The organism is Thioclava sp. F34-6, from assembly GCF_002213235.1.
GTDB lineage: Bacteria > Pseudomonadota > Alphaproteobacteria > Rhodobacterales > Rhodobacteraceae > Thioclava > Thioclava nitratireducens.
The window spans coordinates 298,593-311,560 of sequence record NZ_NBOA01000007.1; the positions used below are offsets into that span (position 1 = coordinate 298,593).

Genomic DNA, 12,968 nt, shown 5'->3' on the forward strand with positions numbered 1-12,968 from the left:
GCCCGACTTTCAGGAGACAGCCTTGGCCCACACCGATTCCGCCCCCGTCCAAGCCCGCATCGCGCAGACCATTGCCACGGATATCGCGGCGCAGCCCGCGCAGGTGACCGCGGCGATCGGGCTTCTCGATGGCGGGGCGACCGTGCCCTTCGTGGCTCGCTACCGCAAGGAGGTCACGGGCGGGCTCGACGATACGCAGCTGCGAACGCTCTCGGAGCGGCTGGGTTACCTGCGCGAGATGGAGGCGCGGCGCGAGACGATCCTCAACTCGATCCGCGAGCAGGGCAAGCTGACCGACGATCTGGCGCGCTCGATCGCGCGGGCCGAAAGCAAGGCGGCGCTCGAGGATATCTACCTGCCCTTCAAGCCCAAGCGCCGCACCAAGGCGATGATCGCGCGCGAGAACGGGTTGGAGCCGCTGTTGCGCGCCATTCAGGAAGACCGGAACGCCGCGCCTGAAGTGCTGGCGGAAGAATACGTGACCGAGGCGGTGCCGACGGTGAAGGACGCCCTGACCGGCGCGCGCGACATCCTGACCGAGGAACTGTCGGAAAACGCCGAGCTGCTTGGCAATTTGCGCGATTTCATGCGCGCCGAGGCCTTCATCGCCGCGCGCGTCGTGCCGGGCAAGGAAGAGGCGGGCGCGAAGTTCTCGGATTATTTCGACCATCGCGAGAAATGGGCCGACATTCCCGGCCACCGGGCACTTGCCATCCTGCGCGCCGCGAAGGAAGAGATCGTGACGATGGAGATCGCGCCCGATCCGGAGACCGGTGAAGACCGCGCGATCGGCAAGATCGCAGCGACCCTCGACACGCAGGCCGGACGCCCGGGCGATCTGTGGCTGCGCGACGTGGCGCGGTGGGCCTGGCGGGTGAAATTCTCGGTTTCGCTCTATGTGGATCTGCTGGGTGAGCTGCGTCAGCGCGCCCATGACGAGGCGATCAAAGTCTTCGCGCGCAACCTGCACGATCTGCTTCTGGCTGCCCCGGCCGGTCCGCGCGCGACGCTCGGCCTCGATCCGGGCATCCGCACCGGGGTGAAGGCGGCGGTGGTTGATGCGACCGGCAAGCTTCTGGAGACCGCGACGCTCTACCCGTTCCAGCCGAAGATGGACCTGCGCGGCGCCGAGGCGAAGATCATCGACATGGTCAAGCGCCACGGGATCGAGCTGATCGCGATCGGCAACGGCACCGCCAGCCGCGAGACCGAACGGATGGTCGCGGATACCCTGAAGCTGCTGCCGCCGGGTGTGCGCGCACCGACGAAAGTGGTGGTCTCGGAAGCCGGGGCGTCGGTCTATTCGGCTTCGGAACTGGCCGCGCGCGAATTCCCCGATCTGGATGTCAGCTTGCGCGGCGCGGTCTCGATCGCGCGGCGCCTGCAGGACCCGCTGGCGGAACTGGTGAAGATCGAACCGCAGAGCATCGGCGTCGGGCAATATCAGCACGACGTGGATCAGCGCCGCCTGTCGCAGGCGCTGGAGGCGGTCGTCGAGGATGCGGTGAACGCGGTGGGAGTGGACCTGAACATGGCCTCCGCGCCGCTTCTGGCGCAGGTGGCGGGGCTTGGTCCCGCGCTGGCTCAGGCCATCGTCGCGCATCGCGACGCGCATGGCGCCTTCCCCTCGCGCCGCGCGCTGATGGAGGTGGCAGGGCTCGGCCCCAAAGCCTTCGAGCAATGCGCGGGCTTCCTGCGTATCCGCGATGGCGAAGAGCCGCTCGATGCCTCGTCCGTCCACCCCGAAGCCTACGCGGTCGCGCGCAAGATCGTGCAAAGCTGCGGCCGCGACATCCGCGAGATCATGGGCCAGCCGACGGCGTTGAAAGGCCTGCGTGCAGAGCAGTTCGTGACCGACGAGTTCGGCCTGCCCACCATTCGCGATATCTTCGCGGAACTGGAAAAACCCGGTCGCGATCCGCGCCCCACCTTCAAGACCGCGCAATTCACCGACGGGGTCGAGGATATCAAAGACCTCAAGCCGGGGATGAGCCTCGAGGGAACCGTCACCAACGTGGCCGCCTTTGGCGCTTTCGTGGATATCGGCGTGCATCAGGACGGTCTGGTGCATGTCAGCCAGCTCGCAGATCGTTTCGTGAAGGATCCCCATGAGGTGGTGAAGGCGGGCGACGTGGTGCGCGTGCGCGTGACCGAGGTCGACATCCCGCGCAAACGGATCGGCCTGTCGATGCGCAAGCAATCCGAGGGCGGCGCTCCTGCGCGGGGCAACGGCCCGGCGCGGCAAGACAAGGGGCAGGATCGGGGTAAACCCGGCCCGCAAGGCCCCCGTGGCAAAGGGGCCGGCAAGGGGCAAGGCAAGGCGCCAGCAAAAAACAGCGGCAATGGTGCCTTCGGCGCGGCGCTGCGCGATGCGATGAACCGGCGCTGAATCCGGGCAGGCGGGGCAGGGCGTGAGGCGCGGCTGTCTCGCGGGTCTATGCTATGCTCGCGGAAGGCTCCGCGGGACGAAATGACCACGGAGCCTCCGCCTGCAGCACGCCTTTCGCAAAGTGGCGTCATCGCGAGGCTTCGCTCGCCGTCTCCACCAGGCTATGCGAACCTTTGCCATGGCTCCGCGCCCGATGCGCCACGGGGCCGGACCCAGGCCAAGGAACCTTCGGCCCCTTCCGTCGTTGCTTCCACGAGCTCAGCAGCAACGCCGGAACACGCGCCGACATGGCACACGACCACAGTCACAGCCACGACCATGGACATGGCGGACCGGGGCATTCTCATGCGCCGGCGACATTCGGCAAGGCGTTTGCCATCGGCATTGCACTGAATACGCTCTACGTCTGTCTCGAGGCCGCCTTCGGTCTGATCTCGGGCTCGCTCGCGCTGCTGGCCGATGCCGGGCATAACCTGTCGGACGTGTTCGGCCTCGCCATCGCCTGGTTCGCGACCTGGCTGGAGCGCAAGCCGCCCTCGGGACGCAAGACCTATGGCTACAAACGCGCGCCGATCCTCGCCTCCCTGGCGAATGCGGTCATCCTTCTGGTCGCGGTCGGCGCCATCGTCTGGGAGGCCGTTCGCCGCCTGCTCGACCCGCAGCCCGTGGGCAGCCACACCATCCTCTGGGTCGCCGTGGTGGGGCTGATCGTCAACACCGGCACCGCCCTTCTGTTCATGCGCGGCCGCAACAGCGACCTCAACATCAAGGGCGCCTTCCTGCACATGGCCGCCGACGCCGCCGTCACCGCAGGTGTGATCGTCGCGGCGCTGCTGATCATGTGGTTCGGCTGGCAATGGCTGGACCCGGTTTTCAGCTTGGTGATCGCCGCGGTGATCCTCGTGGGCACATGGGGCCTGCTGCGCGACAGCGTGAAGCTGGCGATGGATACCGTGCCTCCGGGGATCGATCTGGAGGACGTGCGGGCCCGGCTGGAGAACCTGCCCGGCGTCGCCAGCCTGCACGATCTGCACGTCTGGGCGCTGAGCACGACGGACACGGCCCTTACCTGCCACCTGGTGATGCCGGAGGGTCGGCCCGATGACGCTTTCCTGCTGAACGCGGCCGATGAGCTGCACGAACATCACGGGATCGGACACGCTACCTTGCAAGTCGAGACAGACCCCACCAAGGCCTGTCGCCTTGCGCCCGAGGACGTGGTGTAGGCGGAGGTGGGGGGAGGTCGGATCAAGCGATCCTTGGCCCGAACTGGTGGTGCGATTGCGGCTCAGAGCATCAGCCAGACGGCGCCGCCAGCGATCAGGAGCAATGCGTAACCGACGGCCACGATCACCCCGTCACGCGCCAGAATCCCAAGCGAAAACGCCGCGATCGGAAGCCCGACCAAGGGAACCGTTACCGGGATGGCCCCGAGGATAAGCAAGGATCCCCCGGTCACGATGAGGATCACCGCGATCGCGGAGATCGAGACGTTGCCGCGGGCGAGGGACTCCCATCTGCGATGCATATGCCTGCGCAGCCAGTCAGCGGCCGGACGCAGTCTTTCGGCCGCCTTGCGAACGCGGTCCGCCGGGATCTCGCGTTTGGCCAAGAAGCCCGGCAACCAGATGCCGTTTCGACCGAGGAGCGTGTAGAACCCGATAAGCGCGACCAGAGTCCCGAGCGCACCGCCAATGCCGGGGATCATGCCGACCGGCAGGATCATGAAGATCGCGGCGATCATCAGCAGCGGCGCATGGCCCTGCGAGCCGATTTCCCTGGTCAGTTCGCCGAGCGTAATGGCTTCTTGCCCCTCGGTGAGCCGCTGCAGCCGCTCGATCATTGTCGGGACAGCTTCGGGCCCCGCTTGAGCGTCATTCGAGGTCGCCGCGGACCTGTCCGCGTGGCTTCCCGATGGTTCGATCTTCTTGCTCATTCAGAAACAACAGGTCCGGAGGCCGCGTGTTCCCGAAGACAGGCCTCGTGCCGGTCGGTTTCGTCGCGATCGCGTTCATATCGCTTCATCCAAAGGCCCCGGCGCGATAGTTGCGCCGGGGCCAAATCATCCAAAACGGGTCGGTCGCTCAGACCTTGTCTTGGGTCTTCGTCTCGAAGTCGCGCGCGGAATGGCGTTCGTGGAGTTGTTCCGCCGGATCGCCGTTCGTGCGGTTGACCATCCGGCCCCGCTTCACCGCAGGACGCTCGAAAATCGTGTCGGCCCAACGCAGCACGTTCTTGTATTCATGCACCGACAGGAACTCCGCCGCGTCATAGAGCCATCCCTTCACCAGCCCGCCATACCACGGGAAGACCGCGATATCGGCGATGGTGTACTCGTCGCCCCCCAGATAGGCAGTTTCGGCGAGGCGGCGGTCGAGAACGTCGAGCTGGCGTTTGACCTCCATCGCGAAGCGGTTGATCGGGTATTCCATCTTGGTCGGCGCATAGGCGTAGAAATGCCCGAAACCGCCGCCCAGATAGGGCCCGCTGCCCATCTGCCAGAACAGCCAGGACAGGCACTCGGCGCGCTTGGCCGGCTCTGTCGGCAGGAACGCCCCGAATTTCTCGGCCAGATAGGTCAGGATCGCACCGGATTCGAAGACCCGGATCGGCTCGGGACCGGAGCGGTCCATCAGGGCCGGGATCTTGGAGTTCGGGTTGATCTCGACGAAGCCGGAGCTGAACTGGTCACCCTTGCTGATATCAATCAGCCAGGCGTCGTATTCCGCGTCCTCGTGACCAAGTTCGAGAAGCTCCTCGAACATGATCGTCACCTTCTGACCGTTGGGGGTCGCGAGGGAATAGAGCTGGAAGGGATGCTCGCCCACGGGCAGCGACTTGTCATGGGTCGGCCCCGCAATGGGGCGGTTGATGCTGGCGAAACGTCCGCCGCTTTCCTGAGACCAAGTCCATACCCGGGGAGGCACGTAATCGTCGCTATCACTCACCTTGAAATCTCCGTCTTGTTGGTGCGTCAGGCTCGGCAATGCACAGCCGGACGCCGCAATTCCATCGGCACGACGATCTTCCGACCGGCGCCCCGTTTCTGTCTCTCCGCCTTCGCATCGCCTCGAAGAGTCCTCGTAGACATAGCGGGACTTTGGCGCTGTCCAAGGAAAGAGCCGGGAAGATCCGTGTGATCCGGGCGCTATGACCTTCCTCGGGGCGGTGGCCCCGGTCTGCGGATGTCGCCCACTGGGGCGTGACGAACCTTTGGAGATGCAGGGCGGACGCCTCAACGAAGGCTGGTATCTTCGGAACGATCGGCGAGGTCGTTTCCTGCTAGGCGGCGATTTCTTCCCAGTCGTCTTTCGAGAGAACCTTGCAGAGATCCTCAATGGCCGCTTGTGTCATCTTTTCCGGTGCGAAGCTGCCGTCGATTTCGTAGCGGCTCAGGATCTCCCGTTTTATCCCGGACGTCTGGATCAGGTGCATGCTCCATTCCGCGAAAAGGCGATGTTCCGCGTCCCCTGCACATAAGATACGGATATCGTCGTGCCGAGGATCGCCCAGCAGGCGGAGCAGACATTTTGCGACCGCGTCCCGCTCACCCTCGAGAAGTTGCATGAAACTGCGATCACTGACGATCAGGGCGCCCGTGATGCCATCACGCAAATTATTGATGCGGGATTTCTCGAGGATATCGTCGACGGTTTCAGGCTGCAGATCGCGGTGCCTGGATGAATAGACAAGTCTGGTCAACTGCAAGATGCAAACCCTCCGGCATTTTCATTTTTTTAGACCGAATGCTCGCGCGCGCCGACGCTGTCAAGCGCCATGGCTGCGCACGTCCCCGCTGAACGCACTGAATGTCGCGGGCTGCCGATCGTGGCGATCGGTGAACGTTGAGGGGGGGTGCACCTGACAGGCAGATACTTCAGCGCGCTACCTCTTCAGGTGCGTCCCGTCCGACAAGAGCGCCTCGTCCATCGGCACGTCCCAGGGCATCGGATAGATCGTGGGCAGTTGGCAGCCCGCAAACCCAACGCCGATGGTCCGCGGCGGCGTCTCGATCCGTGCCAGCGTCCGGTCGTAATAGCCGCCGCCGTTGCCGAGGCGGTGAAGGGTCTCGTCGACACCCACGAGCGGCGCGATCACAACGTCCGGGCGTCTGGGTTCGCCAGAAGCCGGCACGAGGATGTTCCAGATGCCGCGCGCCATCCGGCAGTCCGGGCTCCAAGTGTGGAATTCCAGCGGCGCATCTTTCGCGGTGACGACGGGCAACAGGATCTGCGCCCCTGCCTCGTGGACCCTGCACATCCACGGTCGCAGGTCCGGCTCGCCCCTGATCGGCCAGTAGACGGCGACGGTCCGGCCCGCTCGGGGGGCGACGATCCGGTCGAGACCTTCGATCAGGCAGGCGGTCGCGCGCTCTCGATCGTCCGCGCACAGGGTGCGTAACTTGAGCAGCCGCGCGCGCTCGGCCCGTCTGAACCGCGCCACGTCGCGGGCGGTCTCGGGATCGACGGGGTGTCCGTCGACCAGCAGATGGGCGAAGCAGGCGGGGCTGCCTCCGGCGCTGTCCTCTTCCATCGTCAAGCCATCCCTGCGTGCTGCGCCCTCGATAGTCGGACCCGCGCGCCGGATTTTCAAGCACGCCTCGCGGCGACCGCGCCGGAAGGGCACCGTTCAGACCTGCTGACCACTGGCGACGGGCTTCAATTATTCGTGTTCGGCGTTTTTCCGACAGGCACCCTTTCGCGATTTCGGTCATAAGGCGTTCGCGAAAGCGATATCGGGACATTCGGCGAAGGATCGTCGGCACCTCGTTCGCCTCAAAGTGCCCCCCCTTACGAGTTCTCGGTGGCGCGATAGATCGCCGTCAACAAATCCCGACGTGTTGGATTGGCACCGGAAACAGGCGCTGTCGACGCGCGTGGGGACGTACAGGAACGCAGCTCCCATGCCGGCAAAGATGACCGGAATATCCTCTCAACGGGCTGAATTTTCAGCGAAAGGGCTTTTGATGAAAGGCGGATATTTGCTGGCGGCGACGGCTTTGACGTCGCTTGTCGTGACCGCGGCCCATGCGCGGGACCTCAGCGAGCGCATCCGGCTGGCGGGCCGTGCGACGGTCTCCTACGGGCTGGTGCAGGACCGTCCCGCGGCGCCCGGCGCGGCCGACATCTCTTCGCAGGGAATCGCCGCGAATTCCACTACGGTGACCGGCTCCAACAGCATGCTGCTTCTCTTGGGTCTCGGTGCGGTGGGGCTGGCCGCGGCTGCGGGGGCGGGCGGAGGCGGTTCCTCGGGTTCTTCAGGCGCGAGCGACACACAGCCACCATCGCCGGGCATTGCGCCGCGTCTTGGGACCGGCGGCGGCGTCAGCAGCTTCGAGACCAAGGAATATTACGCGAGCGGCGGTCTCGCTCAGACCGAGGCGGCGTATCGTTATGCTGAAGGGGCCTACGGGTTCGGCACACTCGTGTCGGTCTACGACACCGGGGCGGATGTGACCCATCCCGATCTCGCCGACAATATCGATGGTGCCCTCTCCTACAGCTATTTCGACAACAGTTCCGATGTCACCGACACGGACGGGCACGGCACGCACGTGGCCGGGATCATCGCCGGTGTGCAGAACGGGCAGGGGATCGAGGGGATCGCCTGGGGGTCCAACTTGATGATCCTGAAAGGCGTCGGAGGCTCGGTTCGCGCGGGCAGCTATGCGGATGCGATCACGCGGTCGGTCAAGGCCGGGGCCGCCTCGATGAACAACAGCTGGTCCTATGTGGACAGCACGGACAAGACGCTTACGATCGACCAGTTTTCGAGCGCCGACCAGATCCGTCTGCAGCTCGGGTCGGCCACGATCGACGCGCTCGATGCAGCCGCGAAAGCGGGCATGGTCAGCGTGTTCGCTGCGGGTAACGACGGCGGCGCCAATCCCAGCGTGATGGCCGGCCTGCCGGAATACTTCCCGGAAATGGACGGCTCGATCCTCGGCGTCGTGGCCGTCGACAGCAACCATCAGATCGCGAGCTTTTCCAACCGCTGCGGCGAGGCGATGAATTACTGCCTCGCGGCGCCGGGCGTGAACATCCTCTCGACCTATCCGAGCGATCTCGGCGGCGATTACGCCTACATGAGCGGGACTTCCATGGCGACGCCCTATGTCACCGGCGCGGTCGCGGTGCTCAAGAGCGAATTCCCCGAGCTGACAGGTCAGCAAATCGTGCAGATCCTCGAGACCAGCGCGACCGATCTCGGCGCGGTCGGAATCGACCCGGTTTATGGCTGGGGAGAGCTCAATCTGCGGCAGGCACAGGCACCTGCCGGGACGCTGAAGGTCGAGACGACCAGCTCTCTCGACGGCCCCTCCGTGCCCGCCGCCCAAAGCGCGATCAACGCAAGCCGCGGCGTGGCCGGGGCGCTGCGCGCGACGCTCTCCAACCAGCGAATGATCGTCACCGATGCCTTTGATCGGGGCTATCATGTGCCGACCAGCAGCTTCGTGGCGGATTACGCGGATGCCAGCGCCGCCCGAGCCGCGACGGAAGCCTTCGCGATGGGACGGACGGATGCGATCAATCTGAACGCGGGCACCGGCACCTTGTCACTGTCGCGCGGCGACGGTTCCGCGATTGCCGGAACAGGCTGGGTCGACAGCGCCGCGATGGCCGCGCCATACCTGAAATCTTTCGATGCCACATCCGCGCTGCATTACGAAATCGGCCTCGGCGACGGGCTGTCGGCGTCGATTTCGCAGGCAGGCGGCGGGGCTGGAGATATCACCTCGCATTACATCGCCGGCTCGCTCAGTGCCCGGTTTGGCGTTGGCAAGCTCTCGATGACCGTCGGCAGCCTGCATGAAGACGGCGGCTTCCTGGGAACCTCGGTGGGCGGCGCGTTCGGTGGCGGCCTGTCCAGCGATACCCGCTTCGTTCAGCTCGGCATGAACGTCGCCCTCGGTGACGGCACCTCTCTCGCGTTCACCGCGGCCAATGGCAGTTCGAACTTCTCCGGAGACGGTTTGCTTCGCTCCGGCAGCGGGCTGCACTCGAACGCCTATGCCGTGGGCCTGAGCAAGACAGGGTTTCTGTCCGGCGATGATCGTGTCTCCGTCGGGATTTCGACGCCGATCTCGCTTGCCTCGGGCAAGATGACGATGAGCGTGCCGACCGCCGTCGGGGCCGCCGTCGGAAACGCGCGCTCCGACAAGGTGGTGATGACGACCTCCTCGGTGAATATCGAAAGCGCAGCACCTCAGCCCGACCTTCAGTTCGGCTATTCGCGCACGGCGGGGATCGGTCGTCTCGGCGCGGGGCTTGTCTACGAACCCGGGAAGCGTTCCGCGATGGGGGTTTCGCTGGGATGGACGGCGCGCTTTTGAACCGCTGACGCCGGGCGCGCCGATCACGACCGCCGGATGTCACGCGGACGCGCCTTGCCAGGTTCGCACTTCGCTCCTACAACGGGATCACGCAGGGGAGTCCCGCTTAGGGGACTGAGAGGCTGACAGGGTGAAAACCCGGTGACGCGACCCTTTGAACCTGACCCAGTTGATACTGGCGTAGGAAGCTAGGCGAGCAGACCGGGAAGAGTCTTTCTCTCGTTGCGAGCCATGACAAAAGGCCGTTCGGCCTTTGGTTTCCCAAGCGTCTCTCAATTGGTGTCCTTTGAGATCGAATGCTTGAGGAGCACCGAAACGATGAACATTCCCAACCCCAAGATCACCACCGGTCCGCTGCCGGCGTCGCGCAAGATCTACGTCGAGGGCGCTTTGCATGAAGGTCTGCGCGTGCCGATGCGCGAGATCGCCGTGCACCCCACTGCCGGGGAAGCACCGCTGCCGGTCTATGACAGTTCGGGCCCTTACACCGACCCCGAGGTCACGACCGATATCAATGCCGGTCTCGCACCGCTGCGTCGGGCATGGATCGAGGCGCGCGGCGATGTCGAGAGATATACCGGGCGCGATGTCCGACCCGAGGATAACGGCTTTGCCCAAGGGGCGCGGCTGACGCCGGAATTCCCGGTCAGGCGGCAACCGATGCGGGCCAAGGGCGACCGCGCGGTAACGCAGCTGGCCTATGCCCGCGCAGGCATCATCACGCCCGAGATGGAGTTCGTCGCGATCCGCGAGAACCAGCTGCGCGAGGCCGTAGGACCGCGCGACGGGCAGGACTGGGGCGCGAACCTGCCCGATTACGTGACGCCGGATTTCGTGCGCGACGAGATCGCAGCGGGTCGCGCGATCATTCCGGCCAATATCAACCACCCGGAATCCGAACCGATGATCATCGGGCGCAATTTCCTCGTGAAGATCAACGCCAATATGGGCACTTCCGCCGTCACCTCCTCGATGGAGGAAGAGGTCGACAAGCTGGTCTGGGCGATCCGCTGGGGCGCCGACACGGTGATGGACCTCTCGACCGGGCGCAACATCCACAACACCCGCGAATGGATCATCCGCAACAGCCCCGTGCCGATCGGGACCGTGCCGATCTATCAGGCGCTGGAGAAGGTGAACGGGATCGCCGAGGACCTGACATGGGAGGTCTTCCGCGACACGCTGATCGAACAGGCTGAGCAGGGCGTCGACTACTTCACGATCCATGCAGGGGTGCGTCTGCACATGGTGCCAATGACGGTGGAGCGCGTGACCGGGATCGTCAGCCGGGGCGGCTCGATCATGGCGAAATGGTGCCTGCATCACCACAAGGAGAGCTTCCTCTACGAGCATTTCGAAGAGATCTGCGACATCTGCCGCCGCTACGACGTCTCGTTCAGCCTCGGCGACGGGCTGCGGCCGGGCTCGATCGCGGATGCCAATGACGCTGCGCAATTTGCCGAGCTGGAGACGCTGGGCGAACTGACGAAGATCGCCTGGGCGAAGGACTGTCAGGTGATGATCGAGGGGCCCGGTCATGTGGCCATGCACAAGATCAAGGAGAACATGGACAAGCAGCTGGAGTGCTGCCACGAAGCGCCGTTCTACACGCTCGGTCCGCTGACCACGGATATCGCGCCGGGTTACGACCACATCACCTCGGGGATCGGGGCGGCGATGATCGGTTGGTTCGGCTGCGCCATGCTGTGCTACGTCACGCCGAAGGAACATCTGGGCCTGCCCGACCGCGACGACGTGAAGACCGGCGTGATCACCTACAAGATCGCCGCCCATGCCGCCGATCTGGCCAAGGGGCTGCCCGGCGCGCAGCGGCGCGACGATGCGCTGAGCCGCGCGCGTTTCGAGTTCCGCTGGGAAGACCAGTTCAACCTCTCGCTCGACCCCGATACGGCGCGTGAATTCCACGACGAGACGATGCCGAAAGAGGCCCACAAGGTCGCGCATTTCTGCTCCATGTGCGGGCCGAAATTCTGCTCGATGCGGATTTCGCACGACATCTGCGCCGAGGCGCAGAAAGAGGGGATGGAGAGCATGGCCGCCAAGTTCCGCGAAGGCGGGGAGCTTTATGTGCCCCTCAAGGGGTCGGGCGAATGATCACCATCGCAGGCGGCGGCCTCGCGGGGCTGTCCTCGGCGCTCGAACTGGCGCGCGCCGGGGCTGCGGTGCGGGTCTTCGAGGCGGCAGAGGAGATCGGGGCGGGCAGTGTGTCGCGCTATGCGGGCGGGATGCTGGCACCGTGGTGCGAAGCCGAAAGCGCCGAGGAGGCAGTGGTCACGCTGGGCGCGCGCGCGGCAGACTGGTGGGCCGAGATCACGCCGGTCACGCGGCGCGGCACGCTGGTCCTCGCCCCGCCGCGCGACAGTGCGGAACTGACGCGCTTCGCCTGCCGCACCTCGGGCCATCGCACGCTCGATCAGGCGGCGATCACCGAGATGGAGCCGTCCCTCGCGGGGCGGTTCGCACGCGGGCTGTATTTCGCGGAGGAGGCGCATCTCGACCCGCGCCGCGCGCTGCGCGATCTGGCGCGGGCCGCGCGTGAGTCTGGGGTCGAGATCATGTTGGGAACCCCGGCCCCCGCGCAGGTGGATCTCGATTGCACCGGCTTTGCCGCCGACCTGCCCGACCTGCGCCCGGTGCGCGGCGAGATGGCGATCCTGCACTGCCCGGAGGTCGAGATCACCCGCACCTTGCGCCTGCTGCACCCGCGCATCCCGCTCTATCTCGTGCCGCGCGGGCAGGGCGTCTACATGATCGGCGCGACGATGATCGAAAGCGCCGCGACGCGCCCGATCACGCTGCGCTCGCTGACCGAAATGCTCAGCGCCGCTTTCACGCTGCATCCCGGCTTTGCCGAGGCGAGCGTGATCGAGACCGGGGCAGGGCTGCGCCCGGCCTATCCCGACAACCTGCCCCGCCTCGAGAGGCACGGCGGGACGCTTCATCTCAACGGGCTTTATCGCCACGGCTTCCTGCTTGCGCCTGCGATGGCGGCCCGTGTCACGCAACATTTCTTTCCGGAGGGCTCCGATGCAGCTCATCGTCAACGCGAAACCGCATGAGATTGCCGCGCAGGACCTCGCAGCCGCGCTGGCAGAGCTGGGCTTTGCCAATCCCGCCATCGCCACCGCGCTGAACGGACAGTTCGTGCCCCAGGCCAACCGCGCGGCGACGCGGCTCACCGAAGGCGACCGGCTCGAAGTGCTCGCACCGATGCAGGGGGGCTGA

Annotated in this window: 10 protein-coding genes and 1 riboswitch; of the genes, 6 read left to right on the forward strand and 4 right to left on the reverse strand. The window is 65.4% G+C overall.

Annotated elements, in window-relative coordinates; genetic code table 11:
* Positions 1-22: 22 nt before the first annotated feature.
* Together B6V72_RS16410 and B6V72_RS16415 are read left to right on the forward strand one after the other, a co-directional pair.
* Entirely contained in the window at positions 23-2,389 is a 2,367-nt protein-coding gene (locus B6V72_RS16410; RefSeq protein WP_088736030.1) for a Tex family protein, read from the forward strand.
* Positions 2,390-2,676: 287 nt separating this feature from the next.
* Positions 2,677-3,615 carry a cation diffusion facilitator family transporter gene (locus B6V72_RS16415; protein ID WP_088736031.1) on the forward strand — a complete coding sequence of 313 codons (939 nt, stop codon included), beginning with the start codon at positions 2,677-2,679 and terminating at the stop codon, positions 3,613-3,615.
* Between the two features lie 62 nt (positions 3,616-3,677).
* On the opposite strand, the gene B6V72_RS16420 is transcribed toward B6V72_RS16415, so the two are convergent.
* From B6V72_RS16420 to B6V72_RS16435, 4 genes are all read right to left on the reverse strand, one after another.
* Complete coding sequence (locus B6V72_RS16420; protein WP_240497745.1) at positions 3,678-4,232, reverse strand: exopolysaccharide biosynthesis protein; 555 nt, start codon at positions 4,230-4,232, stop codon at positions 3,678-3,680.
* Between the two features lie 241 nt (positions 4,233-4,473).
* Complete coding sequence (gene yghU / locus B6V72_RS16425; protein ID WP_088736033.1) at positions 4,474-5,337, reverse strand: glutathione-dependent disulfide-bond oxidoreductase; 864 nt, start codon at positions 5,335-5,337, stop codon at positions 4,474-4,476.
* A 334-nt stretch (positions 5,338-5,671) separates the two neighbouring features.
* Positions 5,672-6,097 carry a BLUF domain-containing protein gene (locus B6V72_RS16430; protein WP_157771545.1) on the reverse strand — a complete coding sequence of 142 codons (426 nt, stop codon included), beginning with the start codon at positions 6,095-6,097 and terminating at the stop codon, positions 5,672-5,674.
* Positions 6,098-6,274: 177 nt separating this feature from the next.
* Entirely contained in the window at positions 6,275-6,922 is a 648-nt protein-coding gene (locus tag B6V72_RS16435; protein WP_088736034.1) for a 5-formyltetrahydrofolate cyclo-ligase, read from the reverse strand.
* Between the two features lie 433 nt (positions 6,923-7,355).
* Between B6V72_RS16435 and B6V72_RS16440 the strand changes: the two genes are divergently transcribed.
* From B6V72_RS16440 to thiS, 4 genes are all read left to right on the forward strand, one after another.
* Entirely contained in the window at positions 7,356-9,722 is a 2,367-nt protein-coding gene (locus B6V72_RS16440) for a S8 family peptidase (RefSeq protein WP_168173065.1), read from the forward strand.
* Positions 9,723-9,805: 83 nt separating this feature from the next.
* A riboswitch (TPP riboswitch) is annotated at positions 9,806-9,926 on the forward strand.
* A gap of 114 nt (positions 9,927-10,040) precedes the next feature.
* The gene (gene thiC / locus B6V72_RS16445; protein WP_088736036.1) at positions 10,041-11,837 is read left to right on the forward strand and encodes a phosphomethylpyrimidine synthase ThiC; all 1,797 of its coding nucleotides are present in this window, start codon (positions 10,041-10,043) and stop codon (positions 11,835-11,837) included.
* Positions 11,834-12,802, forward strand: a complete 969-nt coding sequence (locus B6V72_RS16450; protein ID WP_088736037.1) for an FAD-dependent oxidoreductase — start codon at positions 11,834-11,836, stop codon at positions 12,800-12,802. Before thiC ends, B6V72_RS16450 begins: the two co-directional genes overlap by 4 nt.
* A complete protein-coding gene (gene thiS, locus B6V72_RS16455; protein WP_088736038.1) occupies positions 12,771-12,968 on the forward strand; it encodes a sulfur carrier protein ThiS in 198 nt (65 codons plus the stop codon). Before B6V72_RS16450 ends, thiS begins: the two co-directional genes overlap by 32 nt.

Excerpts from the sequence above, each read along its gene's own strand:
- B6V72_RS16415 (WP_088736031.1), top strand. The coding sequence starts at position 2,677 with ATGGCACACGACCACAGTCACAGCCACGACCATGGACATGGCGGACCG.
- B6V72_RS16420 (WP_240497745.1), bottom strand. The coding sequence starts at position 4,232 with ATGATCGAGCGGCTGCAGCGGCTCACCGAGGGGCAAGAAGCCATTACG.
- B6V72_RS16435 (WP_088736034.1), bottom strand. The coding sequence starts at position 6,922 with ATGGAAGAGGACAGCGCCGGAGGCAGCCCCGCCTGCTTCGCCCATCTG.
- B6V72_RS16440 (WP_168173065.1), top strand. The coding sequence starts at position 7,356 with ATGAAAGGCGGATATTTGCTGGCGGCGACGGCTTTGACGTCGCTTGTC.
- thiC (WP_088736036.1), top strand. The coding sequence starts at position 10,041 with ATGAACATTCCCAACCCCAAGATCACCACCGGTCCGCTGCCGGCGTCG.
- B6V72_RS16450 (WP_088736037.1), top strand. The coding sequence starts at position 11,834 with ATGATCACCATCGCAGGCGGCGGCCTCGCGGGGCTGTCCTCGGCGCTC.
- thiS (WP_088736038.1), top strand. The coding sequence starts at position 12,771 with ATGCAGCTCATCGTCAACGCGAAACCGCATGAGATTGCCGCGCAGGAC.